This window comes from Sporosarcina sp. P18a (assembly GCF_002743135.1).
Lineage (GTDB): Bacteria > Bacillota > Bacilli > Bacillales_A > Planococcaceae > Sporosarcina.
The window spans coordinates 214,253-239,012 of the sequence record NZ_PDYQ01000003.1 but is presented as its reverse complement, the minus strand read 5'-3'; the positions used below and the strand labels follow the sequence as shown (position 1 = coordinate 239,012).

At 41.4% G+C, this 24,760-nt stretch carries 24 protein-coding genes and 1 pseudogene; 12 read left to right on the top strand and 13 right to left on the bottom strand.

The window, feature by feature from the left end:
- Window positions 1-7 precede the first annotated feature (7 nt).
- Window positions 8-577, bottom strand: a complete 570-nt coding sequence (ahpC, locus tag CSV75_RS10830; protein ID WP_099675825.1) for an alkyl hydroperoxide reductase subunit C — start codon at window positions 575-577, stop codon at window positions 8-10.
- A 631-nt stretch (window positions 578-1,208) separates the two neighbouring features.
- Here ahpC and CSV75_RS10825 point away from each other — a divergent pair.
- Window positions 1,209-1,424: a hypothetical protein gene (locus CSV75_RS10825; RefSeq protein ID WP_099635824.1), complete on the top strand. Its 216-nt coding sequence runs from the start codon at window positions 1,209-1,211 to the stop codon at window positions 1,422-1,424.
- A gap of 85 nt (window positions 1,425-1,509) precedes the next feature.
- Here CSV75_RS10825 and CSV75_RS10820 read toward each other — a convergent pair.
- The 7 genes and pseudogenes from CSV75_RS10820 to CSV75_RS10790 all read right to left on the bottom strand — a co-directional run.
- Window positions 1,510-1,876, bottom strand: a pseudogene (locus tag CSV75_RS10820) (IMP dehydrogenase); the annotation flags it as partial.
- On the bottom strand, window positions 1,875-2,639 hold the full coding sequence (locus tag CSV75_RS10815) for an ABC transporter permease (protein WP_099675824.1): 765 nt from the start codon (window positions 2,637-2,639) through the stop codon (window positions 1,875-1,877). The gene CSV75_RS10815 and the pseudogene CSV75_RS10820, both read right to left, overlap by 2 nt.
- Window positions 2,636-3,538 carry an ABC transporter ATP-binding protein gene (locus CSV75_RS10810; RefSeq protein WP_233191648.1) on the bottom strand — a complete coding sequence of 301 codons (903 nt, stop codon included), beginning with the start codon at window positions 3,536-3,538 and terminating at the stop codon, window positions 2,636-2,638. Before CSV75_RS10810 ends, CSV75_RS10815 begins: the two co-directional genes overlap by 4 nt.
- Window positions 3,516-3,743: a PLD nuclease N-terminal domain-containing protein gene (locus CSV75_RS10805; RefSeq protein ID WP_099630451.1), complete on the bottom strand. Its 228-nt coding sequence runs from the start codon at window positions 3,741-3,743 to the stop codon at window positions 3,516-3,518. The genes CSV75_RS10810 and CSV75_RS10805 overlap by 23 nt, the downstream gene beginning before the upstream one ends.
- Window positions 3,740-4,840, bottom strand: coding sequence for a helix-turn-helix domain-containing protein (locus tag CSV75_RS10800; protein ID WP_099675823.1), 1,101 nt, complete (start codon window positions 4,838-4,840; stop codon window positions 3,740-3,742). The genes CSV75_RS10805 and CSV75_RS10800 overlap by 4 nt, the downstream gene beginning before the upstream one ends.
- Before the next feature lie 149 nt (window positions 4,841-4,989).
- Window positions 4,990-5,586 (bottom strand): GNAT family N-acetyltransferase, encoded by a 597-nt coding sequence (locus CSV75_RS10795; protein ID WP_099675822.1) that lies wholly within the window; start codon window positions 5,584-5,586, stop codon window positions 4,990-4,992.
- A 407-nt stretch (window positions 5,587-5,993) separates the two neighbouring features.
- A complete protein-coding gene (locus CSV75_RS10790; RefSeq protein ID WP_099675821.1) occupies window positions 5,994-6,608 on the bottom strand; it encodes a DUF421 domain-containing protein in 615 nt (204 codons plus the stop codon).
- Window positions 6,609-6,726: 118 nt separating this feature from the next.
- Between CSV75_RS10790 and CSV75_RS10785 the strand changes: the two genes are divergently transcribed.
- Entirely contained in the window at window positions 6,727-7,677 is a 951-nt protein-coding gene (locus CSV75_RS10785; RefSeq protein ID WP_099675820.1) for a hypothetical protein, read from the top strand.
- Between the two features lie 6 nt (window positions 7,678-7,683).
- On the opposite strand, the gene nhaC is transcribed toward CSV75_RS10785, so the two are convergent.
- Window positions 7,684-9,063, bottom strand: a complete 1,380-nt coding sequence (nhaC, locus tag CSV75_RS10780; RefSeq protein ID WP_099675819.1) for a Na+/H+ antiporter NhaC — start codon at window positions 9,061-9,063, stop codon at window positions 7,684-7,686.
- Between the two features lie 265 nt (window positions 9,064-9,328).
- Here nhaC and CSV75_RS10775 point away from each other — a divergent pair, with 265 nt between their 5' ends.
- Together CSV75_RS10775 and CSV75_RS10770 are read left to right on the top strand one after the other, a co-directional pair.
- Entirely contained in the window at window positions 9,329-10,591 is a 1,263-nt protein-coding gene (locus tag CSV75_RS10775; protein ID WP_099675818.1) for a cytochrome P450, read from the top strand.
- Between the two features lie 153 nt (window positions 10,592-10,744).
- Window positions 10,745-12,241, top strand: a complete 1,497-nt coding sequence (locus CSV75_RS10770; RefSeq protein ID WP_199171346.1) for a DASS family sodium-coupled anion symporter — start codon at window positions 10,745-10,747, stop codon at window positions 12,239-12,241.
- Between the two features lie 187 nt (window positions 12,242-12,428).
- Here the strand turns inward: CSV75_RS10770 and CSV75_RS10765 are convergent, their stop codons facing one another.
- Window positions 12,429-13,940, bottom strand: coding sequence for an APC family permease (locus tag CSV75_RS10765; protein WP_099675817.1), 1,512 nt, complete (start codon window positions 13,938-13,940; stop codon window positions 12,429-12,431).
- A 235-nt stretch (window positions 13,941-14,175) separates the two neighbouring features.
- On the opposite strand from CSV75_RS10765, the gene CSV75_RS10760 reads away from it, so the two are divergent.
- Genes CSV75_RS10760 through CSV75_RS10750 form a run of 3 tightly spaced genes read left to right on the top strand, consistent with a single transcriptional unit; the run spans window position 14,176 to window position 16,437 of the window.
- A complete protein-coding gene (locus CSV75_RS10760; RefSeq protein WP_099675816.1) occupies window positions 14,176-14,997 on the top strand; it encodes an amino acid ABC transporter substrate-binding protein in 822 nt (273 codons plus the stop codon).
- Window positions 14,987-15,703, top strand: coding sequence for an amino acid ABC transporter permease (locus CSV75_RS10755; RefSeq protein ID WP_099675815.1), 717 nt, complete (start codon window positions 14,987-14,989; stop codon window positions 15,701-15,703). Before CSV75_RS10760 ends, CSV75_RS10755 begins: the two co-directional genes overlap by 11 nt.
- Window positions 15,700-16,437, top strand: coding sequence for an amino acid ABC transporter ATP-binding protein (locus tag CSV75_RS10750; protein WP_099675814.1), 738 nt, complete (start codon window positions 15,700-15,702; stop codon window positions 16,435-16,437). The genes CSV75_RS10755 and CSV75_RS10750 overlap by 4 nt, the downstream gene beginning before the upstream one ends.
- 133 nt (window positions 16,438-16,570) lie before the next feature.
- Here CSV75_RS10750 and CSV75_RS10745 read toward each other — a convergent pair whose 3' ends face one another.
- Complete coding sequence (locus CSV75_RS10745; protein ID WP_099675813.1) at window positions 16,571-16,885, bottom strand: MGMT family protein; 315 nt, start codon at window positions 16,883-16,885, stop codon at window positions 16,571-16,573.
- Between the two features lie 124 nt (window positions 16,886-17,009).
- Here CSV75_RS10745 and kynU point away from each other — a divergent pair, with 124 nt between their 5' ends.
- The 5 genes from kynU to CSV75_RS10720 all read left to right on the top strand — a co-directional run bounded on the left by kynU (window position 17,010) and on the right by CSV75_RS10720 (window position 22,949).
- On the top strand, window positions 17,010-18,281 hold the full coding sequence (gene kynU / locus CSV75_RS10740; RefSeq protein WP_099675812.1) for a kynureninase: 1,272 nt from the start codon (window positions 17,010-17,012) through the stop codon (window positions 18,279-18,281).
- On the top strand, window positions 18,278-18,910 hold the full coding sequence (gene kynB, locus CSV75_RS10735) for an arylformamidase (protein ID WP_099675811.1): 633 nt from the start codon (window positions 18,278-18,280) through the stop codon (window positions 18,908-18,910). Before kynU ends, kynB begins: the two co-directional genes overlap by 4 nt.
- Complete coding sequence (gene kynA / locus CSV75_RS10730; RefSeq protein WP_099675810.1) at window positions 18,907-19,725, top strand: tryptophan 2,3-dioxygenase; 819 nt, start codon at window positions 18,907-18,909, stop codon at window positions 19,723-19,725. The genes kynB and kynA overlap by 4 nt, the downstream gene beginning before the upstream one ends.
- 67 nt (window positions 19,726-19,792) lie before the next feature.
- Window positions 19,793-21,424: an S-layer homology domain-containing protein gene (locus CSV75_RS10725; protein WP_099675809.1), complete on the top strand. Its 1,632-nt coding sequence runs from the start codon at window positions 19,793-19,795 to the stop codon at window positions 21,422-21,424.
- A 340-nt stretch (window positions 21,425-21,764) separates the two neighbouring features.
- Window positions 21,765-22,949, top strand: a complete 1,185-nt coding sequence (locus CSV75_RS10720; RefSeq protein ID WP_099675808.1) for an MFS transporter — start codon at window positions 21,765-21,767, stop codon at window positions 22,947-22,949.
- A 50-nt stretch (window positions 22,950-22,999) separates the two neighbouring features.
- Here CSV75_RS10720 and CSV75_RS10715 read toward each other — a convergent pair whose 3' ends face one another.
- Both CSV75_RS10715 and CSV75_RS10710 read right to left on the bottom strand, forming a co-directional pair.
- Window positions 23,000-23,944, bottom strand: a complete 945-nt coding sequence (locus CSV75_RS10715; RefSeq protein ID WP_099675807.1) for a GGDEF domain-containing protein — start codon at window positions 23,942-23,944, stop codon at window positions 23,000-23,002.
- Between the two features lie 3 nt (window positions 23,945-23,947).
- Window positions 23,948-24,760: an alpha/beta fold hydrolase gene (locus tag CSV75_RS10710; protein ID WP_099675806.1), complete on the bottom strand. Its 813-nt coding sequence runs from the start codon at window positions 24,758-24,760 to the stop codon at window positions 23,948-23,950.

The following is a 24,760-nucleotide window of genomic DNA, read 5'->3' as shown; positions in this document are numbered from 1 at the left end:
CGTCTCCTTAAATTTTCCCTACAAGATCCAGGCTTGGCTTCAGTGTTTCGCTGCCTTCCTGCCATTTAGCCGGACATACTTCACCCGGATTGTTGCGGACATATTGTGCTGCTTTGATTTTATTGACTAGAACGCTTGCGTCACGACCGATTCCGTCTGCGTTGATTTCCGCTGCCTGCACGACGCCATCCGGATCGATGATAAACGTACCGCGCTGTGCAAGACCTGCTTCTTCGTCCAGCACATCGAAAATGCGGGAGATTTTCTGTGATGGGTCACCGATCATGATGTAGCGCAAACTGCTGATGGCATCTGAGTGGTCGTGCCATGCTTTGTGCGTGAAGTGTGTGTCCGTTGAAACGGAGTATACTTCCGTATCAAGGCCTTTCAATGTTTCGTACTGGTTCTGAAGGTCTTCGAGTTCAGTAGGGCAGACAAATGTGAAGTCAGCCGGATAGAAGCAGACTACGCTCCATTTGCCCTTAAAATTTTCCTGGGTCACCTCGATGAATTCTCCGTTACCGCTGTTGTACGCGTTTGCTGTAAACTCTTCGATTTGTTTTCCGATCATTGACATGAATGATTCCTCCTAAAGTGTTTTTGATGACTGATGCAGTCACATGCTTAAGTTATAGAATATAATAATTCTAATTACATAATCATTATTATATAACTGTGCAGAGATGTCAACATTATTGATTCTGTATAATATAATGTCTTTATATACTATCTAAAGTAAAAAGTATACGAATCGCTTTCTCTTTTATTCTCAGTTAAATTGAAGGATTACCAATTGGATCGAAAGTAGGGAGAAAGATTAAACTGAGCAATTTATGGATAAACCTAATCGGACAAGTTAAGTTGTGGGTGAAGAACTAATCTGTATAACTGACAGGCATGTTAATTTAAGAGACTTTCTGTGTGATCGGGACCGGACCGTCGTGGAAATATGTTATATTGTACGGTAATGCAGTGATTAAATTAAATGACTAATTGTTTGCTAGGGTTCCGTAGCAAATCGAATGATTTTGATTATAGTGAGCAACTATTTAATGATGACGGCGGCACATGTGCTTCCAGCTGTAGCGCAGATCAAAGGGTTTCAACCGCTATTCCGTTACAAATACTATCTGGTGTAAAGGATCTTCGCCTATGCATTCAGAGAAACAGGTTGTTCAGTTAAAATCTTTCAGATAGGGGCAAATACAATGGATGTATGGTTTGTGATGAAAGAGCGTTATATGCTTCTTTCTATTTTTTTAATCATTATAGTGGCCAGCTTGTTTTTACTTATAGCTATTTGGAAAAATCGTTCTGACATGCCCAAAAGCCTAACCTTAATCATAACGATAATCTGTTCAGTCATCATTGCCTTATCAATATTGGCATGGGTATTTGCAGTTTCGTTTGGATATAATTCTTAAAAATACTTTAATGACCTCTACGTTAAGTATAAATATAGTACGACATAAAAAACCGGTTAGAGACTAGTCTCTAACCGGTTGAACTTCATTTAAATACTTTATCACCATTGAAGATTGAGTTCTTTACAATCACGTAATCGACAGTGCGAATTGAACCGAGAGTCTTGCCACCTGAATAAGAAATAGCAGACTGACCAACTTGTTCTACAGTCTGTCCTGACGACTCTTCATGACCGGCGAATAGTGTGTCGACCATGATCAAACTCGCACCGAAATGTACGGATTTTGCGATGTCGCCATGTGTGCGGATTCCGCTGTCGGCAATGATTGGTTTGGAAGTAGCTAACGCACATAAGCGAACAGCCGCCTGTTCCGAAACCAGTTTTGATTTTCGTAATACAGACTTTTCCTGGTCCAATAGCAACTTTTGCAGCGTCAATGTCAACGCTTTCAAAGTAGCTTTCTTTTAAAATGTGTCATAGTTAGCAGCACGACTAAAATTGCGGCAAACAAAGTGATAATATAAGGAATCCATAAGTCTGAAGGTGTTAGTTCACCGGTTAATAGCTGTGTCGTAGCCGTCAGTAATTCAAGGGGATTCCAAGAAGCGGACTTAGGAAATATAGCTGCAATAAAGAATGCAATGACGACCAATAATGTAACTAGAGTTCCTCCGTAAGGTGTAGCGAACAAGGTATTCCCCCATAATGTAACCGCCAGTAAAAGTATGCCGAATACATAGAGGCAACTGACTGCAAACAACAGATGTTGGAGTTGACTTTGATCCCAATAATAAGCCGTATAAGCGTAGGTGATGGTGAATGACAGTGCGATCGCCAGTGTCCAATAGCAAAGAGCTAGAAAGAATTTAGCCGTAATTACGGTACTACGATGTAATCCTTTCGTCAGTAAAATAACAAGCGTCCCTTTTTCTAATTCCTTCGACATCATGGTACTGAATAATAGTATGAACACAATTAGCCCCATTTGCGGAACGTTTTTATAAAACTGTAGCCACGAATCGAGTGCGGTAGGTTCAGGTAGATTAACGAATGTACCTTCAGGCATGAATTGTTCGAATAGAGTCGGAGTGATTTTCGCTGTAAACGGGTTCAGTATGCCTAAAATCGAAAAAATGACGATAACGAGCAATAACTTATACGTCTTCACACTCTCAAACCATTCCTTCTTCAAAAAACTAAACCATTGATTCATCCAAGCACCTCCAACACGAGCTGCTCAAGTAAACGAGTTTTGGGCTGCATCGACTGTATCAGGATTTTCTGGGTAGTGAGTTCTTGCATGAAAGCCCATTGCGTACTTTCATCAGGTAAACTTACAACTAATTGATCACTGTCGATCTTCATTTCGAATGGGGTATTTTGCAATCGATCATGAACTTCTGCTACGGGTATCGTAAAAGTAAAAACAAATCCTCCTGTTATTCGCTGCTTTAGATTAGTCAGTTCATCCTGGAATATGATAGTGCCTTCATGCAACATCGCGACGTGATCGCAGATTTGTTCTGCATCCGATACGATATGTGTGGAAAAGAATACAGTTGTCTCTGCCTTTGCTTGCTTTAAAATAGAAAGAATCTGTGCACGACCGGCTGGATCCAAAGCAGAAGTAGGCTCATCACAAATCAACAATTTCGGACGATTTAGCAGTGCTTGAGCTATTCCTAAACGCTGTTTCATCCCCCTTGAATATGTGCTAATGAATGAGGTCGTATCAGCTAATCCGACCAGTTCCAATAGTTCCTGGATCCGTCCTCGTCGTTCTGTTTTCGTCATATTCGTAATAACGGCGCAGAGCTCCAAGTATTGTGTTGCGTTATAGAAGGGATAAAATTCAGGAACGTCAGGCAAGTACCCGACATACTGATTGGACTTTGTTTCGCCAAATGTTACAGATTCACCTGCAATTGTAATGGATCCTGCATTGAGTGGTAATAACCCTAGCATGCATTTCATCAATGTCGTTTTGCCAGAACCGTTTGCACCGACAAATCCGAAAACTGTATGCTCGGGAATATGAAGATGTATATCTTCGAGCACTTCATGATTTCCGAAACGCTTCGTTACACCATTAATTTGCACGACTATTGTCATCACCTCTTCCAAAAACGAAATAGATTAATGGTCCGATAAATTGAATTAATAGAACTATCAACAGCCACATGACTTGATTGCCAAAGCGATAGTGAGGATGACGAATAACATGTATTGCCGAGAAAATAGCCAATCCTAGTTGCAAAATGATAAGAGGAAGTAAAAATGGTAGATACTCCATAAGTAAAGCCGTGTCGTTGTTCATGAACACCCCTCCAGCCCAAAGTGTAATCGTTGTCGTAATTCTTGCATTTCATCGTCTTGCCTAAATGGTTCAAAGAAATCGGCATCCATTGATTCTATGATCGATCGCTTAATAATCTCGGTGTTGCGCAATGCATTTGTTCCTAAATCTAATTGTTCTAACCAATCATCCAATAAATCGAAGTATTCGTCCCCGCGTAACGAAAAGGGAAGTAAGTCATGAACACATACATCCACGAACTTGTTAAGATACGGATAAAGTAGCTCACGGTTAACTGAAAGAGCAGCACATTGCGCCACGCTGAAATAAAATTGCAGACACATATTCGGATGAAGTGTACGCAAATCATATAACTCAATCAATCCATTCATCCGATGAATGGTTTCATTAAAAATTTGTGGATTGGACGCGGAAAGCCGTAAATAGAGCGGACTGCTGCCGACTAGTTGAATGACGTTTTGATACATCATGACTTGAATGACGCGCATCGCTTCCTCTTGATCACCAAGTTGTTCGTGAGCAGTTGCCAGTAAGATTTCGTCACCAATACTCGGTTTGATTACTCCGTCTAATAACTCCAATGTAGTTTCAGGATTGGACTGTATGAGAGAAACAGTAGCCTGTAAGGAATTGGCTTGACGCAAGACCCATACATCTTCACTTACTTGCCGAATTCGCTTTAACCAGCGAGTGGTTTTCTGTAAAACAGACGGACTATCACTACTTAACATATGATGATTAAGCAGTAATATACTCATCTGCAGTAGGAATGAAGGATCGTGGAAGTACACTTTAACTTTTTCTTCTACATCAATAAATACTGGCTCAAAAGATTCTCTACCAAAACGGGTTGCGAATTCATAATAGTGATGTTGGATGATTTCTTTAGAAAGTTGTCGTTCATAGCCAAGTAGTTCATCAACGGTCAATTCGAAATACGAAGCAATTTTTGGCAACAGCGTGATATCGGGATAGCTTAATCCCTTTTCCCATTTTGACACCGAAGCCTTCGATACTTGGCAATAAGAAGCTAGGGTATCCTGGGTAATTTGAAGTCGCCTTCGTTCCTGGAGAATCACGGTACCAATTTGCAACATAACCTCACACCTTTCTCTTTCATTTAGTGTAAGGTTAAATGCTTGTTGATTCAATCAACTATTAGGTGATTATTTAGATGAGGAGTCAACTAATGAGATATTATGTATCAAGATACAAAAAATCCGGTCTATGAAAGACCGGATTTTCATCACACGCTCACTGTTGTGAAGGGTTCTAAAATATTCTTTTTTGGTTTCGTTTGAAATTGCAGAACTTTGTCAGTGGAATCGTATGAATCTCCATAGAAATCTTGGTCTTTGTAGGTGTGAATTTCTTCGTAGGTTGTTTTCATCGCGTTGAATACATCTTGTTCATCCGCTTGTGATGATTGCGGGGGTGCCCAGTATAGAATTTCGAGGATGGTTTGTTCTCCAGTAGCTAATGAACGACGGTTATAGCCAATTTTCTGTGCGTGCGTGAATTTTTCACGTGCATAGAACTTCAGTCGTTTCATAGTATCTGGTTCGGACTCGTCTACTGGTTCAACTTCCAGTAAGATCGGTTTTTTCTTGGTTTTCAACGAATCCAGCAGTTTTTTTCCTAATCCTTCACCACGTGCTACTGAAGATACGAAAAGATAGTCTACGAAAACGAAGTCCTCCGTTTCCACGTACATCAATACGTGTTTTGGTCCTTCTTCCTTATGGTAGACATTCCCTTTATCATTCAGTAATGTCTCCATATGTTCCTGTGACTTCATCTCTTCGATTGGAAAATACTCTTTCAATTTGTTGTACCAATGCATGTGTTAAATTCTCCTCCATAGGTAATGAATGTACCCGGAGCTTTTTGTTTGGGATCAAACAATGTGAGGAAAAAAGAGGTCAGAAAAAAATCCTCATACTTAGTATACTCTTTTTATAGAAAAATACAAATCTAATTTTTAGCGTAAATTTTACTTTTTCATTATAACAAATCAAGACCAATGTCAGGTGATGATATGACATTGATCTTGATTATGCTTTACCTACGGCTTTTGGCGCTTGAATAAGCTCCTTTTTTATTCTTTTCATTCATTACGGTTTTGACGACAGGATATAACACCATTCCCCATTTTACTAACTTTTTTATTACTCTTATCATATATACTTCTTCCTTTCGATTTTGGAGTTGTTATTAGTAACTTCCCCCTTTCCCTCGCAAGTTAAACTTTTATTCAAGCGGTTTAGGAACAGAAGTAGGGTTTACTATTTCCGTGAAGAGGTTGGAACTCTCGATGTTAGGCGTAGTCGTAAATGTGGAAGGAACAGTAAGGTCCAGTTGTTTGCTCATATCTTCCAATGTCAGCTGAAGTCTTGCTATGTCTTCCTTTGTCGCATATTGCTTGCGATCAATCAAGACATAACCAAGCTGTCCACTCATTTCAATAGTCGCCCATTTTACATCGTCAATTCTTTCAATCCCACTTTGCCGCAAATGCATTTCCAATTCATCCACGGTTAAGCGGAGTTTTTTCATAGTAGATATTTTGAGGATGCCATTTTCAATCACTACTTTAGATCTTCCACGTAAAATCCCTTCAAAGAAATTCCACTTCAGCGCGAGTAGTTCAAATGTAAAAAGTGTCAGTACTAAAACAAATGATAGCATTAGGGTTTGCCACACATTCTTACTTGCTACAGGCTGAATTAATAATGTCCCCACCGCAATCATTAATACCGTTTGACCAATTGTCATTTGTGAAATCGACTTACGGCCAGAAATATGTAACAAAACGATGCCTGCCACAATAATGAGTACCGCTTTCCAAATTGAATCGAATTCCATTATGCTCACGTCTTTTCATGCGTTTAGCATTAATATGGATTAAACATAAAATAGTATGCATGAAAATTGTGAATCCTTCCTTAATACTTCTTCGTACAGTAGGAAAGGAGTGGTCAACATGCGGCAAGATATTCAAAAACAACAAAATATTCTACAGGAAAAACGAGTGAATCAGCGTCGTTTGATGAAACGTTTAGAGCAGACGAACGAAAAACTACTCACTATGAAGCAAAAACGTGATCAACTTCACCGTCAGTTAACGAAAGAACAGCAGGACGTTGTGAAGCTTGGTAAGTTTTCATTTGCAAACAAAATTAGTGAATGGACGGGTGGATGGGACGAGAAGATGAAAAAGGAGATAGAAGAAGCGGCAGAAGTAGAATTGAAATATAATGAGGCAGAAAAAAACGTACTAGATCTGACTGTAGAAGTGGAAGACTTACGTAATGAACTGGAGAAACCAGATTTCATGCATATTGAAGAGGATTGGGAAGATTTCATGAAGAAAAAAGAATCATGGATTCGCATGAATGATTCTGTAGCCAATCGAACGCTCCAGAAGATTTCGGATGATCGTGTACGTGTCTATTCTATGTTACGTGAAATAGGTGAAGCGTTTGAAGCGGGGGAAAAGGCGGAACGAGCTTTAGTGGGTGCACTGAAAAAACTAGATTCAGCCGAAGGGATATCGATGTGGGATACATTTTTAGGGGGAGGGATTTTCGTTTCCGCATTAAAGTACTCCGAAATCAATAGTTCGGATGATTATGTCCATCAAGCACAACGGGCGCTACGGCATTACGAGACGGAATTGATGGATGTACAGGATGCCGCGACAGATTCCTACCAAGTAAATAAAAATGATATCTTTACATTCACTGATGTGTTTTTCGACAATATATTTTCTGACTGGATGGTCCATACACGTATTACAGACGGCAAAAAGAAGCTACACGCAGTCATGCAAGATGTCCGTCGTATACAGGACCGACTTGCAAGAAAACGTGCAGCTTTAGAAGAAGAAATCCTGCGGCTTGATCAGCAACAAGATGATATGATCCTGTCGTAACTAAAATTAAATGCGTGTCAGCGTCTTCCCTAAATAACCAAATAGTACAGTCAAAATCGGGCTTAATAAACAGAAAAACGCAAAGGGTAAATAAGCGATCGTGGGAACATCCAGCACAGTAGTGATGAAAATTCCTGCTACACTCCACGGAACAAGAGGATTAATGACAGTTCCGGCATCTTCCATTACACGGCTCAAATTTTTATTTGCCAGTCCGACCTTTTCGTAGCTGGATTGGAAGGCCTGGCCTGTCAATAAGATAGACAAATATTGTTCGCCAATTAATACGTTAATGCCAATGGCGGTAAGTGCAGACGTCAAAATAACTGATGACACTTTACGTAACACACTTTCAATTTTTGCAAGTAAGCATTGCACAATACCTAATGTGAACAGCATACCGCCCATACTAAGTGCGAGCAAAACAAGTGAGATCGTGAACATCATACCTTCCATTCCATCGCTGCGAGACAGCAATTCATCGACGACAGCGACACCTGTAGACCCTTCATAACCACTAAATAAAATACTCAATACTTCGGAAACTCCATAAAAGGTATGAATATATGCAATGACAATGGCAGACAATGCACTGACAGCCAGTGTGAGAATAGCCGGTACCTTAACGAATGTCAAAATGATTAGCACTACAACAGGGATCAGCGTATACCAATGTATCAAGTTCGTACCGATGAGTGCATCACTGTATTTCTCGATTGTCGTAAAATCACTAGATGTCACGTTTGGTGATAATACACCAAATAAGATAAGTGAAATAAAGAATGCGGGAAATGTTGTCCATCCCATATTTCGGATATGTTCAAATAGGTCTACACCAACAATTGAAGAGGCCAAGTTGGTCGTATCAGACAACGGTGACATCTTATCACCAAAGAATGCCCCCGAGACAATTGCACCTGCCGCAATTGGCAAAGAAAGTTCCAAAATATGCGCCATACTGATGAACGCCACACCAATTGTGGCAACGGTTGTCAATGAACTACCGACAGATAAGCCGATAATGGCTGTGACGATGAACACGATGGCATAGAAAAAAGTGGGAGTAATGATTTGGAGTCCGGCATAGATCAAGGTAGGAATCGTCCCGCCCATCATCCAGCTACTCACAAGAACCCCGATGAAGAAAAACAAGAACACCGCGCTCATTCCGGAACTCGCACCTTCTACCAACCCACGTTCTAACTCTCTGTAAGAGATCTTCTTCCATAATCCATAGCCAAATAATAAAAGAATAGCAAATAAAATAGGTACATGTGGTACGGATTCGAATACTACGATACTGCTACTAATCATTACCACAATTAGCACTGTTAGTATGACCGACGCTTTAACGGTTGGCGTATGAATCGCCTTAATTGGAAACATGCTTATGACCTCCTGTAAATGTAGAAAAACTCCTGTCATCCCCTTAAAGGACGAAGGAGTACTCCGCTCTGTCTCTTTGCTGTTGCGAATGAAAATATGGATGATATTGATTCATTATAAAATAGATCACCCATTACATATATAGAAAGTTATCGTTTTGAATTTTATCACGTCAGAAAGATATGTCAATAGAGGAATAGACCGATTACATGCAAGCCGAACAGGGTAAAGCTATAGAAAGTATTTGAAAAGGAAGTGACCGCTCATGCAAGAGAACAGGACAATACCAAAAGTTGAAGGGAAAAGCCAGACGGCAAATATGATTCGTGAAGGGTACCAATTTTTACGTAATCGTAGAAAAGGGTTGCAATCCAATATATTTGAAACGCATGTACTTGGTGAAAAAGTCATTTGCCTGTCAGGAGAAAAAGCTGCAGAGCTCTTTTATGATACAGAGAAGTTTATTCGAAAAGGTGCTATGCCGAAGCGCTTCCAAGAAACATTAACAGGTGAAGGCGGCGTACAATCACTTGACGGAGCCGCGCATCAGCATCGTAAGGAAGCATTTATGTCACTCATGTCTGCAGATAAAATCAATCAGTTGAAAGAAATGGCGAGGGGTCAATGGGAGCGGAAGCTAAGCGACTTTGAAAAGCAACAGGAAGTGAATGTCTATAAAGAGGCACAGGAATTACTTCTGCGCTTAGCCTGTCAGTGGGCAGGCGTTCCGTTAAAAGAAAAAGAAGTACAAGAGAAAAAGGAGGCAATTATTCAACTTTTTGAATCACCTGTCACGCTCGGTTATAAGCAGTGGAAAGCGAAGAAAGCACGGCAGGTATTGGAGACATGGCTTGGTGGTCTTATTAAATCCGTTCGAAAAGGTGATTTGATTCCTTTTGAAGGTACAGCTATGAAAGTCTTTGCCTTTCACCGAGATGAAAATAATGAGTTGCTGAAGGAAAGAATAGCTGCTGTAGAAGTATTGAACATCATTCGTCCGATTGTGGCAATCTCTATCTATATTGCATTTGAAGTACACGCAATCATTCAGCATCCACAAGAGCATAAGAGATTGGCTTCAGGCGATGAAAAAGATTTGCAAGACTTCGTTCAGGAAGTACGCAGACTCTATCCCTTCTTCCCGTTCAATGCTGCACGTGTGAAAAAAGACTTTACGTGGGAAGGTTATGCATTTAAAAAAGGAACGCTAACGATGCTCGACTTTTATGGAACGAATCATGATCCATCTATATGGAATAATCCCGAAGTGTTTAATCCGATGCGATTTAAGGAAGAGCCGATCACCCCATATAATCTCATACCACAGGGTGGGGGAGAGTTCGTCCTTAACCACCGTTGTGCAGGAGAGTGGGCGACAATTGAAGTGATGAAAGTGAGTTTGGATTACTTTGCGAACCGTATGACATTTGATGTACCAAAGCAGGATTTGAGCTACAGTCTCGTCGACATTCCGAGCATCCCAAAAAGTAAAATCATTTTAAAGAATGTAAAACGAAAGAATTACTAAGCAGTTAATTGTCTAAGAAGTGATCTGCTTCCTAAAACCGCTTTATTACAATGTAGTTCAATATCGCCCTAACATATTTCGCGAATACAGTTAATTGTAAAACATTTTGGGTATGATGAAAAAATAACTACATCTAGAAAGGAATGAACACTTGTGACAACGACACAAGAAGATTCGCGTCGACCTGAGAAGCAAAAACGCAATCTTAATGGAGTGTGGATACTCTTAGCATTCGCTACACTCCTAACCATCGTTTTACTTCCTAACCCTGCAGATCTCCCTGTAGTCGGTCAAAGAGCACTTGCTATCTTAGCATTCGCAGTTATCCTATGGGTAACAGAAGCCGTACCGTACCCTGTCAGCGCAGCCATGATTCTTGGGTTAGCCGCAGTGCTCCTCGGCCTCTCACCAAATATGGAAAACCCTGAGGAACTGCTAGGAACACAAAATGCCTTGAGAATGGCGTTGGCCGGATTCTCGAGTCCCGCTGTAGCACTAGTAGCGGCAGCATTGTTCCTCGCAACTGCTATGCAGACAACCAATTTGCATAAACGCTTAGCGCTGTACATCCTTTCGAAAGTAGGCGTCAAGACCGGAGCGATTATCTTTGGTTCCATCGTCGTATCCATCGTCTTAGCATTCTTCGTACCAAGTGCAACTGCGCGTGCCGGTGCGGTCGTACCGATTTTGCTTGGTATGGTAGCTGCATTCGGGTTACCAACAAACAGTCGATTGGGAGCTTTGCTCGTCATCACAGCTGTTCAATCCGTTTCAATCTGGAACGTCGGTATTAAGACGGGCGCTGCACAGAATATGGTCGCGCTTGGCTTTATTGAGAAGGAGTTCGGTGTATCGGTTGCCTGGAGTTCATGGTTCTTGTATGCTGCTCCATGGTCTATTCTCATGTCAATCGCTTTATACTTCATTATGAAGTTGGTTATTAAACCGGAAACGCAAGTAGTAGAAGGCGGTAAGGAATTGATTCAAGGCCAATTAAAAGAACTAGGCAAAATCAAAGCTTCCGAACTCCGCTTGATTGTCGTTGCAGTTGCTTTACTATTCTTGTGGGCAACAGAAGAAAAACTGCATCCATTTGATACAACGACTGTCACCATAGTTGCCATTGCGATTTTACTGACGCCAAAGATTGGTGTATTTGACTGGAAAACTGTTCAACAAATGATTCCGTGGGGAACGATCGTCGTCTTCGCTGTAGGTATCTCACTGGGTACACTATTATTAGATACAACAGGTGCACAGTGGCTGTCTGATAAAGTGTTCGGTGCAATGGGCTTAGACACTATGCCATTGCTCGCAACGATTGCTTTACTGTCGCTATTTAATATCTTGATTCACCTCGGATTTGCCAGTGCAACGAGTTTATCATCTGCACTGATTCCGATATTTATTGCTTTAGCAACGACTATTTCACTTGATGTCAATGAAGTTGGATTTGTTTTGATTCAGCAGTTCGTCATCAGTTTCGGGTTTTTGTTGCCTGTTAGTGCTCCGCAGAATATGTTGGCATATGGAACCGGTGCTTTCTCGGTGAAGGACTTCTTAAAGACGGGTGTTCCCCTTACGATTATCGGTTACTTACTAATCTTGTTATTTAGTGCGACATACTGGCAGTGGATTGGACTTCTATAAGACTGTACGTAGCGAAAGCAGTGAGCGTTAAGTTCCCTGCTTTTTACCGTGAGGAAAGGAAAGAGTAGGTGGAATAGCACTGTTGATCTGAAGCTAATGATACGTGCATCCTTCACCTGCTATATAATCGTAAGAAAGGACCGCCACAAGCAGTGTAGATTTGTGGCGGTCCTATTATCTAGTATGTCTACGAACGAGTGGCATGTGGAATTGCCAGATCTGAATTTTGTTTTGTAGGCGTTGTATCCATCACTTCTGATTCGATGGATTTACCTAATACGTAATACTCGGTTTCTTCTTGCGTTAGGCTGTTATAACGCTTGCGGATAGCCGTATAGAAGACTACTCCAACGATTGTCCAAGCGAGTAACAGTATGTATGAAGGAGTTGTGAGTGTTGCTGGAGAGTTTGGCACAAGTAATAATGCCAAGAACGACCCACTCGCCACCATACCTAGTAATGCCAAGAACTTTTTTAATGGTGCAATTTCGCGTCCCATTTCTTCTTTGCCAAAAGCAAGTACTTTAAATGCTGCGAGACAAGTGAAGAAGTAGGCTACGGATACGCCCGTTGAAGACATGTCAACGATCCATGTCAATGCTTGACGACCAAACCATGGTGTTGGCAATGTAATGAATGCTACGAACCAAATCCCCCATTTAGGCGTTTGGTTAGCTGTCATCTCACGGAAGAAGTTAGGTAATGCACGTGCGCGCGCCATAGAGAATAATAGACGACTAGAAGACATGAAGAATCCATTCAAACCTGTGAAGATTCCCATGACAATCGCCACTGCCATAACAGCTAATCCTCCAACTCCTAGTGCGGATTGAACCACATCACCTGTTATCCATAAATCACCGCTTCCGATACTTTCTGATGCAGAGTATGTCCAGCTAGTTAAGCCAATCATGATTGCATAGATTATGAATGAAGTGAAAAGAGAAGCTACAATTAGCATAGTTGCTTTACGGGGAGAGAAGTTAAATTCTTCCGCGGCTTGTGGCACATTATCAAATCCAACGTATGCCCATGGTGCAATCGCCAATACTACAAGTATAGAAGTAATAATGGACTGGTTACCTTTAAACAAAGGTTGCATATTCGCAAGTGGTTGTTCGGCCCCAGCGAATGTGAAGATACCAAGTACTAGGACACTAGCAACGAGTAAGACGCTGAAATAAAATTGAATCCGACCTGAAATACTTGTTCCTGTCGTGTTAATAAACGCAAATACTAAAATTAGTAAACTGGCAATGAGTATTTCGGGTATGTAGACGTCCCACCCCGCAACGTTATACAGAAACCCTTGTTTCATAAATCCAGGTGCTAAAAACTTCAGTAATAAAGTGAGTGCAGAAGCATTCAATGCGACAATTGATATATATCCGAGTGACAAGAACCAGCCGCAAATAAACGCCCATATTTTACCCGCCGCAACAAAAGCATATGTAAATCCGCCTCCAGAAACCGGAAACTTCTTGATCATTACGCCATAGCTGGAGGCGATGATCATCATCACGAGTGCTCCAATTCCTAATCCAATGACTGCGCCAAGTGGTCCGGAAGATTGAATCCAATCTCCTGGTAAGATGAACGCGCCCCAACCAACAGAAGAGCCGAGTGCGATTGCGAAAACCCATGATGGCTTCAATGTTTTATTTAATTTCCTTCGTGTGTTCTCAGATTCTTGATCCATGTGATCCAACCCCTAAGTTAGTAGTATAGCGATTGTATGCCCTTTCTTTAGATAATTAAAACGTGTAAGGGATCATATTATTATTTTACTATTTTAAGACAGAAGTATTTAGTTTTGATGATGAATTCTGTATAGTGTAATAACATACAATACAAGCTTTAGATGTTGACAGAGTCTACGCAATCTTTTATGATTCTAAACAACAAATACTTATAAGAATAGTGGGGTTTTATAAATGAAAAAAGTACTTATACCGTTTATGATCGTTTTATTGGCTGCTTTATTGGTAGCATGTGGCGGCAAAGAAGATAGTAAACCTAACGACTCCGCTGAAAAACCAGCAGAGCAAGACGGTCTGCTTGAAGATGTACTCGCAAACGGTGTGCTCAATGTAGGAACGGAAGGAACATACGCACCTTTCTCTTTTCATGATGAATCGGGAAAGCTCACAGGCTATGATGTAGAAGTTACACAAGAAGTGGCTAAACGTCTAGGGGTGGAAGCAAAGTTTTTTGAAACACAGTGGGATGCTGTTTTCGCGGGGTTAGATGCAAAAAGGTTTGACATGATTGCCAACCAAGTCGGTATTAATGAAGAGCGCAAGGCAAAGTATGAATTCTCTCAAGCATATACGCACTCGAATTCTGTCTTAGTTGTTCGTGAAGACTCTGATATTGCGTTTGATGGAATGGAAGGAAAAAAAGCTGCGCAGACATTGACAAGTAACTACGGTGAACTAGCGAAAGCTAATGGTGCGGAAATTATAAAGATTGACGGTTTCAACCAAGGCGTCGACTTAGTCATTTCTAAACGAGTAGATGGTACGTACAATGACAAACTTTCTGCACTCGATTACTTGAAGCAAAAACCTGATGCGCCTATTAAAGTTGTAGAGGAAGAAGAAATCTCCAAAGACAATCAATCGGAGAGCGCTTTTTTATTCAGACAAGGCAATGAGGACTTAATAGAGGAAATAAACAAAGCGTTGGATGCGATGCGTGAAGACGGTACATTGAAGACGATTTCCGAAAAATGGTTCGGCGAAGATGTATCTTAATACGATTGCACTAAGTCCCGAACGGATACAGAGATTCCAGGAAATCGCATCAACATCCATCGGGCCTTTGATTGAAGGGGCTATTAAGTATACGATTCCCTTAGCAATCATCGCATTTAGTATTGGATTGATCATTGCAATATTTACTGCCTTGGCAAGAATTTCATCTAGTAAATTCTTGCGGTCAATAGCGCGAGTGTATGTATCAATCATCCGTGGAACACCTTTGCTTGTACAATTATTTATCATATTCTACGGTTTGCCAACAATCGGTATTACCATTGATCCTTTCCCGTCCGCGATCATAGGATTTTCACTGAATGTTGGTGCGTATGCCTCTGAAATCATTCGAGCAGCAATACTGTCCATTCCTAAAGGACAGTGGGAAGCAGCATATTCTATTGGAATGAATTACTCGCAGGCATTGCGGAAGATTGTTTTACCACAAGCCGCCAGAGTTTCTGTGCCACCGCTTTCGAATTCCTTTATTGGACTGGTAAAAGATACGTCTCTCGCAGCTACGATTTTAGTAGCTGAGACATTCAGGCGGGCGCAAGAAATTGCCTCCATGAACTATGAGTTTTTATTCGTCTATGTCATGGCAGCTCTTGTGTATTGGGTGATTTGTTTCATCTTGTCGATTATTCAAGGGAGAATTGAAATACGCCTGGATCGTGTTGTCGGTAAGACGGGGGGATTATCATGATTTCTATACAAGGACTGAAAAAGTCTTTCGGATCACAAGAAGTGATAAAAAATGTAGATTTAGAAATCGAACAGGGAAAAGTGGTCGTTATAATTGGTCCTTCGGGTTCTGGTAAATCTACGTTGTTACGTTGTTTAAATGTGCTTGAAACACCGAATGGTGGTGTGCTGTCTATAGATGGGCAGAAGTTAGACTTTAATTCGGCGGTCTCTAAAAAAGCTATCAGTGCATTCCGTCGATTGACGGGAATGGTATTTCAGAGCTATAATCTGTTTCCACATCTAACAACGACAGGTAATGTAACAGAAGGACTCACTACAGTCAAAGGACTATCGCATAAGGAAGCCGTGAAGAAGGCAGAACTGCTACTTGATAAAGTAGGATTGGCTGATCATAAAGACAAGTATTCTTTCCAACTTTCGGGTGGTCAGCAACAGCGTGTTGCGATTGCACGAGCGCTTGCGATGGATCCGAAAGTCATGTTGTTCGATGAACCGACATCCGCTCTGGATCCTGAACTTGTCAGCGAGGTACTTCGAGTTATGAAGGATCTAGCGCATGAAGGTATGACGATGGCTGTCGTAACGCATGAAATGAGGTTCGCTAAGGAAGTTGCCGATGAAGTAATCTTTATTGATGAGGGTGTCATTGTAGAACGCGGTGCGCCAGCTGAGATCTTCAACTATCCAAAACATGAGCGAACGAAGAAGTTTTTGAGTTTATTACAAGTATAGATACAGATAACGCTTGGCATATTACATGCCAAGCGATTTTTTGTGTTGAAATAGAAGGAAAACAGCCCTTGCGCTCATAAATTAGGATAAGTGATCTCAGTTCATCCTTAACCGCTCATTAACATACTTCCATTCAATCAGGGTGCCAGCGATACGTAGCGAGAGGGACACGACCATTTTCATTGAATTGAACACCTTCCGCCAGCAATCGTTCACGTTGCGTTTCACCTTTACTTTGTGCATTTTCCGGAGTAGAGATCCCGCCTTGTGCATTAATGATACGATGCCAAGGCAATTCATATTTAGCACTCATCGAATGTAAAATACGTGAGATTTGTCTTGCGCCACGAGGGTTGCCTGCTTCTGCGGCCACTTGTCCATAGGTCATCACACGACCTGGAGGAATAGCTTGAATGATTGCCACGGCCTGTTCTGTAAATGTTTCCATAGTGATGAAAGCCTCCTTTTCAATAAAGTCTAGCATAGAATGTCGCGGGAGGTCATGCCATTATTCAGACGACATATAATGCCAGTATGGTATTATTTATGTACAGTTAGAAAGGAGAATATATATGAACTCCAATACATTAGAATATGCAAAATTACTAGATCAGCGAGATGTACTTGCACCTTACAGAGAGGAATTTTATTTGCCGCAAGGGAAAATCTATATGGATGGCAATTCACTTGGATTATTATCAAAGCGTGCAGAGAAAAAGTTATTCGAACTGTTGGACTCTTGGAAGACATTTGCAATTGATGGCTGGACGGAAGGAATGCATCCGTGGTATTACATGGCAGAACAAATAGGTGGAAGAATGGCGCCGCTAGTCGGTGGGGGAAAGTCGGAAGTGATTGCGACGGGTTCCACTACGACGAATCTACATCAAATGATTTCTACATTTTATCGACCTTCGGAGAAACAAACGAAAATACTTGCGGATGAATTGAATTTTCCGTCAGATATTTATGCATTACAAAGTCAGATACGTGTACAGGGCCTGGATCCGCAAGAGCATCTGATTCGTGTGAAAAGTGAAGATGGGCTGACTTTGGATGAAAGCCGAATTATTGAAGCTATGACGGAGGATGTCGCGTTGATTGTACTGCCATCCGTTTTGTATCGTAGTGGTCAGGTGCTGGATATGAAAACGCTTACGCAAGCGGCAAGAGAAAGAGGTATCCCAATTGGATTCGACTTATCGCATTCGATTGGATCCGTGACACATGCACTTCATGAATGGGATGTGGATTTCGCTTTTTGGTGTACATATAAACACTTGAATGGCGGACCTGGTTCTGTCGGTGGTTTATTCGTCAACGAAAGACATTTTGGTAAAGAAGCAGGACTTGCAGGATGGTTCGGCTCTGATAAGAACAAGCAATTTGATATGAATCATACGATGACTCCTGCAATAGATGCAGGAGCATACCAAATCGGCACACCGCATATATTGAGCCTGGCTCCGCTACTCGGTTCACTCGAAATGTTCGAGGAGCTTGGAATGGAGGAAATCCGTAAGAAGTCATTGAAACTGACGAGCTTTATGTTGTGTTGTATAGAGAATGAACTAGGCGCGTATTCTTTTGGTATCGGAAACCCACTAGACGAGTCGCGTGGAGGCCACTTATTGCTACAGCACAAGGAAGCGGCAAGAATCTGTCAAGCATTGAAAGCGCAAGGCGTCGTTCCAGACTTCCGTGCACCTGACGGTATTCGGTTAGCACCTGTTGCATTGTATAATTCATTCGAAGACGTTTGGCGAACGGTGCAAATCCTTAAAAAGATTATGCGAGAAGATCTATATAAACAGTTTCCGAATGAACGCGGGGTAGTAGCATGACGAATCAGTGGATCGATATTACACAACCTTTGAATCAACGTATTGCGGAGTGGCCTGGCGACACACCGTTTACCTATGAAGTAACCGTAACAAAAAAGCAATCCGGTTCAGTTAATATCGGCAAATTAACGATGAGTACGCATATCGGCACGCATACGGATGCACCTTTTCATTATGATGACGATGGATTAAAAATCTTGGAATTACCAGTGGATTTGTATATCGGCAAAGCTTGTTTGGTAGATGTAACAGGAGTTAGTTGTGTGACAAAGGCAGACTTAGAGCCGTTTGATTTCGGAGGCGCAGAACGCTTATTATTGAAAACGGGGAGTCATCCAACACCAACGAAGTTTCCTGAGAACTTCACGGTTATCGGAGAGGATGTCGGACCGTTGTTGAAAGAGCGGGGGATACGTCTAATCGGCGTGGATATGCCATCTGTTGATTCGGAGACTAGTAAAGATCTACCTGGTCACCATTCCTTATATCGCAATGATGTGATCATTATCGAGAATCTAGTATTGCATTCATTGGAAGAAGGATATTATGAATTAGTTGCATTGCCGTTGGCACTAGAAGATGCGGATGGAAGCCCCATCCGTGCAGTCGTCAGGAGGTTGCAGCCATGAAGGAGAAGGGGATTCACACCGATTTTCACGAATCGATGACGTACGGTGAGTATTTACATTTAGATAAGGTGCTATCGAGCCAAGAACGTTTGTCAGGACATCATGATGAAATGCTTTTCATCGTGATTCATCAAGTGAATGAATTGTGGATGAAGCTGATTTTACATGAGCTGGAAACAGCGATCGAATCAATTCAGCAAGATGAGTTACCGGAAGCGTTCAAAATGCTTGCACGCGTCTCGAAAGTTCAGACTCAAATTATTCAGGCGTGGGACGTACTAGCTACGTTGACACCTGCCGAGTATATGGAATTTCGGGATAGTTTAGGTAAGGCCTCAGGGTTCCAATCCTATCAAAATCGGCTGATTGAGTTTGCTTTAGGTTATAAGCAACCACATATTATTAAAATCTATGAAAAGGATTCCGAGCTGTCAGCGAGATTGGCGAAAGCGTATCAAGCACCAGGAATTTACGATGTAGCCATTCAAGCTTTGGCACGTGCGGGCTTTGCTATCAATACGAACTTACTAACACGTGATTTTTCAATTACTTACGAAGGCGATCCGAGTGTTGCGGCTGCATGGCTTGAAGTCTATCGCAATGTAGATCAATATTGGGATTTGTATCAATTGGCGGAAAAGCTAGTGGATATCGAAGACAGCCATCAGCAATGGCGCTTTAGGCATATGAAAACAGTGGAGCGCATTATTGGTTTTAAGCAAGGTACAGGCGGCTCTTCGGGTGTTCATTATCTAAAATCTGTACTTGATCATCGCTTTTTTCCAGAACTGTGGGACGTCCGAACTGGGATTTGACAAACTGGCAAGCTAGCGACTATTATTAAAATTACAATAGTCTGAAAATGGAAAGGTGGTATGTATAATGACCAAAAAGTCGTTTAGCTATGTTGTGTTGGCATTTACCTTAGTTTTGCAAATGGCTATCCTGCCGTTACAAACGTCTGCTGCAGATCCCGAAAAAGCACCTACATGGATTTCACCTCTTAACTATTTAGCGCTAGGGGATTCATTAGCGGCGGGTGTCACACCGAATAACGAACTAGGTAAAGGCTATACAGACTTTTTAGCAGAGGAACTGGCTACAAGTGAAGTATTGCAAGCTAGCAATAAAGGGTTTTCGTACCCAGGCTATAAAACAGACGATGTCTTGAGGGATTTTGAGATGGATGTCACGAAGCCGATTGTAGGGATCGGACATTCTGATAAAACAGCTAGCCTTCATCAATCGGTGAAAGAAGCAGATCTCATTACGTTAACAATTGGCGCAAATGATGTGTTGCCAAAGTTTACGTTTGATGACAAAGGCACACCGCAATTCAACCCAGAGGAATTACAGGCAGCTATAATGAAAGTCGGGATGAATACGCAAAAGATCTTGGCTAAAATTTATCAACTGAACCCGGATGCACAAGTATATGTGATGGGCTATTACAATCCATTCCCTTACTTGAGTCCACAAAATCAACCCGTAGTGAATCAGCTCGTCATAACGTTAAATGACGCGATTAAAAAAGGCATGACAGGCACTACAGCACACTTTGTAGAGACATCAGAGAAAATTGCCGAGGATCCTTATACGTACCTGCCTAATCCTAAAAATATTCATTTAAGTCAAGCGGGCTACAAAGTAGTGATGGAGGCTTTCCATAAATCATTGATGGAGAACTATTCATGGTTTGCCAAAGATGCGCTTACTGTCACAGCCAAAAATGCGACAACAGTAGAGTTAAACTGGAAACCGGTTATTGATACGGGAATGGTCTCGACGTATCAAGTCTTTGCTGGTGATAAAATGGTAGGCGAAGTGATGTCTCCTGTATTGTCCTATGAAATTACAGATCTTGAGCCGAATAAGGAGTATCACTTCTCTGTTCAAGCCGTTAATCAGAACGGCACGAGGAGCATACAACACTTGAATACTAAATACACAGTAGATAAAGAGCCAACCATGGTGTTTACAGATATCACAAATCATTGGGCTAAAGAAGTAATCGAAATGGCAGCACAGAAAGGTATTGTTAGTGGCTATGCAGATCACACTTTCCGACCGGACGCATCACTGACACGTGCACAAGCTATTTCAATCATTGTCCGTGCGCTAGATTTAAAACCTAAAAGCACAAAATGGGCATTTACTGATTTAGCAGACTACGCGGACAGCACCAAGATGGATATTCAAGCGGCTTATGATCATGATTTAGTAAATGGAGTCAATGGTCACTTCATGCCAAACAAGCCCATTACGCGTGCGCAGTTAGCATTGGTACTTAGCCGAACGTATGAAGTAGCAACTGGAAAGCCTTTCACTCCAACAGTGGTTGCACCGTTTACAGATATTCAGAAGTTCTCAAAAGACACACAGTGGGCAATAGCAGGTCTTTATCAAATGAATATCGCAACGGGGGACAATGGCAAATTCATGCCAAACCATCCCACAACGCGAGCACATGCTGCAAAAATGGTCGTTCATTCATTGGAAGCCATTGCACAATAATATACACGTCAAAAGGCAAACCTCACATCGGGGTTTGCCTTTTACTATTGTTCAGTTTATGGATGTGGTACTACTCGAATGTCGATTAACGATATAGTTTATGTATGATTTCGGGTAAAATGACGTTAGCGGAAATTGCAGCACGTAGAAAAGTTGAAAATCGGAGTGTCATTAAAGTTGTCTAGCAAAACAAGGATGAACAACAATATCAAATAGTATGGTAGACTTGGAAGTGTTTTATGAGAATTTACTTGAAGATGCCACAGAGGAAGATTTAGAAGTGGGCATTCGTATAGAAAAACGAGCGAATAAAAATCTTCATAAATGAGAGAGTGGTAAAATGGAAAGTAGGGCCATCTGGACAAAAGACTTTATCGTTATATCTATCATCAACTTCTTCTTAATGCTAGTAATGTATTTACTTATAGTTACCATTGGGCCTTATTCAGTGAAGGAGTATGGCGTATCAACTAGTGTTGCAGGTCTCGTGTCAGGTATTTTCATCATTGGAACACTTTGTGCACGCCTTGCAGTAGGTGGGTTAATAGAAAAGGTCGGTAGCCGGAGGATTCTATTGATAGGATTGTTAGTCTCTGTATTGGCATCCGTCTTTTATCTAGGTGTAGAAAACTTACCACTATTGATGGTAAACCGATTCTTTCATGGAGTTGGACTTGGCATATCTTCGACCGCCACTGGCACGATGGTAGCTCAGATGCTACCCCCTTCACGTCGAGGTGAAGGTATTGGGTATTTCAGTTTAAGCTCGGTCCTGGCTACAGCGGTTGGGCCGTTTTTCGGTATTTTCCTAAGTCAGCACTATCATTTCACCGTACTCTTTATGTTTTGTCTAGCACTCAGTGTTAGTTGTGCAGCCATGTTCTCTTTTGTTAAGAAAAACCCCATGGTCATGCCTAAAAAGAATGTACAAACACCAACAAAGAAATTTAGAGTTAACGGATTAGTAGAAGTGCGCGCATTACCAATCGCGTTCGTGACTTTGTTAGCTGCTATTGCTTATTCTGGTGTGCTGTCATTCATTTCGTTCTATGCAGCGGAACTCAACTTAGTCAGTGCAGCCAGCTTCTTCTTTTTAGTATACGCCATTGCTGTATTGCTCTCGAGACCATACACGGGAAAACTATTGGATGTAAAGGGGAGTAAGTTTGTCGTCTATCCTTCATTATCATTATTTGCTGGCGGCTTGTTATTATTAAGTGAGACAAATGCAGGTTGGATGCTATTGCTTGCGGGTGGTGTTCTTGGACTCGGGTTTGGAAACTTTCAATCATGTGCACAAGCGATTGCGTTGCAAGGCGTGAAACCTGAACGCTTAGGTGTTGCTACATCCACGTTCTTCATCTTCTTAGACATGGGTTTTGGGTTTGGTCCGTATGTACTCGGATTGCTTGTACCGATCATCGGCTACCAACAAATGTATTTGGTTCTCATGGTTGTAGTACTAATCGCACTTGGCTTATTCATGCTATTCAGTCAGATGCGCCAACGTGCTATCGTGGAATGAAATGATAAACTATATAAAAACGACACTACATGTGATGAGTAGTGTCGTTTTTATATGCAGGTTAGACGATTTCGACCGTTACGTTTAGAAGTATACTGAGCGTCATCCGCTCTGCCGTAAATATACTTCGATTGGTCGCCTTTTTGGAAACTCGTGATTCCCATACTGACGGTGATCGAGATGGTACTCCATTGGGTGTTCTCGATATAGCTTCGGAGATCTTCTGCTCTTTCACAGTTCCGTTGGTGATCAGGATCATCGAATAGTATGGCAAATTCTTCACCGCCAATTCGGGCTACTATGTCGGGAGAATAAATTTTGTTATCCAACTTACGAGCTAATTCCTTCAGTACATCATCTCCTACCTGATGACCATGTGTATCATTTACGGTTTTGAAATGGTCGATGTCAAACAACAACAAGGAGAATGAACGTGGCGTATGGAGTTTTGCACGATCGATTGCAGCATCTAAACTTCTTCGGTAAATACGACGATTATAAATTCCAGTCAATTCGTCCCGCGTAGCTAGTTCTTGAAGTTCTCCATTCAATTCAAGAAGTTGCTGTTGCTTGTATTCTACTTCCTCAAGCAATCCAAGCAATTTATTGTACGCTTCATCCGTCTGTTGTTGAATTTTCTCCGCTTCTTTTTTTGATTTTAATAACTGATTCTCATATTCATCCCGTACTTTAATCTGGACAACGATCCCTTCATACAGTCCATTACGTTTACTGACATTCATCAAAACAGGGAGAGGGCGTTTATCTACTTTAAAGTTTAAATACATTTCCCGTATTTCATGGTGTACAGCAATGGACGGCACGAAATAGGTTTGGAAATAGACTTTGGACGGGACTGTTAACACATCATGCATATGTCGCGGCATTTTGTCTAGGCGTAATATATCTCGCATCGTCTTATTCATTTCAACAAACTCCCAGCCATTTGTTAAGACGAAATATCCGCAAGGCAATAAGTCCAACCGCTCATCCATAATTTATACGCTCCTGTCCTCTTCGATAAAACGTTTAATCTCTTCAATTGTTTCTTTAGGGTGACTAATATGTGGATTATGTCCTTTTGCATTCATGATGACCAGCTCACTGTCTGGAATGTGCTCTTGAATATAGCGTCCTACTTCGATCGGTACAATAGAGTCTTCGGTTGGCTGTAAAATAAGTGTTCTTTTTGAAACTTTATGTAGTTCCTCGCGAACATCTGACATGAATGTTGCTTCTGCAAAGCGGCGTGCAATGCTAGGGTCATTCGTACATAGCATAGACTCGAACTCTTCAGAGAGATGTGGTCGATCTTCATTTTTCATCGCAATAGGTGCCAAATACTTAGTGAACTCTTTATCGTTCATCTCCATCATATCGAGCAATTCATCAATATCTTCCCGTTCAAATCCACCATGATAATCGGGTTCATTCAAGTAATGGGGAGAGGGGCCAATCATAATCAGCTTTTCTATCAAGTCAGGTCTTTCAATAGAAGCGAGGGCACCAATCATTCCGCTTACGGAGTGACCAACATAAATAACATCTTTTAGGTCTAGTGCGTCACATACCTCGATTACATCTTGTGCGTATCCAGGCAGGGATGCGTAGCGCTCTACTGAGTACGATGTCTTATCGCTTAAACCAGAGCCGACGTAATCAAACGTTACAATCTGATACTGTTTTTTAAATGCAGGAATGACATGATTCCATACTGTTTGATCACAGCCAAAACCGTGTGCGAAGACTATAGTTTGTTCACCAGAACCTGTTATTTGGACAGCGTTTCTACTTTTAATATCTATTGTCAT

What these genes read in the sequence shown, in the direction of transcription:
- kynU (WP_099675812.1), top strand. Translation starts at nt 17,010, where the DNA reads ATGAACTCCAATACATTAGAATATGCAAAATTACTAGATCAGCGAGAT.
- CSV75_RS10725 (WP_099675809.1), top strand. Translation starts at nt 19,793, where the DNA reads ATGACCAAAAAGTCGTTTAGCTATGTTGTGTTGGCATTTACCTTAGTT.
- CSV75_RS10755 (WP_099675815.1), top strand. Translation starts at nt 14,987, where the DNA reads ATGTATCTTAATACGATTGCACTAAGTCCCGAACGGATACAGAGATTC.
- CSV75_RS10710 (WP_099675806.1), bottom strand. Translation starts at nt 24,760, where the DNA reads ATGACAATAGATATTAAAAGTAGAAACGCTGTCCAAATAACAGGTTCT.
- kynB (WP_099675811.1), top strand. Translation starts at nt 18,278, where the DNA reads ATGACGAATCAGTGGATCGATATTACACAACCTTTGAATCAACGTATT.
- CSV75_RS10750 (WP_099675814.1), top strand. Translation starts at nt 15,700, where the DNA reads ATGATTTCTATACAAGGACTGAAAAAGTCTTTCGGATCACAAGAAGTG.
- ahpC (WP_099675825.1), bottom strand. Translation starts at nt 577, where the DNA reads ATGTCAATGATCGGAAAACAAATCGAAGAGTTTACAGCAAACGCGTAC.
- CSV75_RS10810 (WP_233191648.1), bottom strand. Translation starts at nt 3,538, where the DNA reads ATGACAATAGTCGTGCAAATTAATGGTGTAACGAAGCGTTTCGGAAAT.
- CSV75_RS10825 (WP_099635824.1), top strand. Translation starts at nt 1,209, where the DNA reads ATGGATGTATGGTTTGTGATGAAAGAGCGTTATATGCTTCTTTCTATT.
- CSV75_RS10745 (WP_099675813.1), bottom strand. Translation starts at nt 16,885, where the DNA reads ATGGAAACATTTACAGAACAGGCCGTGGCAATCATTCAAGCTATTCCT.
- CSV75_RS10775 (WP_099675818.1), top strand. Translation starts at nt 9,329, where the DNA reads ATGCAAGAGAACAGGACAATACCAAAAGTTGAAGGGAAAAGCCAGACG.
- CSV75_RS10760 (WP_099675816.1), top strand. Translation starts at nt 14,176, where the DNA reads ATGAAAAAAGTACTTATACCGTTTATGATCGTTTTATTGGCTGCTTTA.
- CSV75_RS10785 (WP_099675820.1), top strand. Translation starts at nt 6,727, where the DNA reads ATGCGGCAAGATATTCAAAAACAACAAAATATTCTACAGGAAAAACGA.
- CSV75_RS10790 (WP_099675821.1), bottom strand. Translation starts at nt 6,608, where the DNA reads ATGGAATTCGATTCAATTTGGAAAGCGGTACTCATTATTGTGGCAGGC.
- CSV75_RS10815 (WP_099675824.1), bottom strand. Translation starts at nt 2,639, where the DNA reads ATGAATCAATGGTTTAGTTTTTTGAAGAAGGAATGGTTTGAGAGTGTG.
- nhaC (WP_099675819.1), bottom strand. Translation starts at nt 9,063, where the DNA reads ATGTTTCCAATTAAGGCGATTCATACGCCAACCGTTAAAGCGTCGGTC.
- CSV75_RS10720 (WP_099675808.1), top strand. Translation starts at nt 21,765, where the DNA reads ATGGAAAGTAGGGCCATCTGGACAAAAGACTTTATCGTTATATCTATC.
- CSV75_RS10715 (WP_099675807.1), bottom strand. Translation starts at nt 23,944, where the DNA reads ATGGATGAGCGGTTGGACTTATTGCCTTGCGGATATTTCGTCTTAACA.
- CSV75_RS10800 (WP_099675823.1), bottom strand. Translation starts at nt 4,840, where the DNA reads ATGTTGCAAATTGGTACCGTGATTCTCCAGGAACGAAGGCGACTTCAA.
- CSV75_RS10765 (WP_099675817.1), bottom strand. Translation starts at nt 13,940, where the DNA reads ATGGATCAAGAATCTGAGAACACACGAAGGAAATTAAATAAAACATTG.
- kynA (WP_099675810.1), top strand. Translation starts at nt 18,907, where the DNA reads ATGAAGGAGAAGGGGATTCACACCGATTTTCACGAATCGATGACGTAC.
- CSV75_RS10795 (WP_099675822.1), bottom strand. Translation starts at nt 5,586, where the DNA reads ATGCATTGGTACAACAAATTGAAAGAGTATTTTCCAATCGAAGAGATG.
- CSV75_RS10805 (WP_099630451.1), bottom strand. Translation starts at nt 3,743, where the DNA reads ATGAACAACGACACGGCTTTACTTATGGAGTATCTACCATTTTTACTT.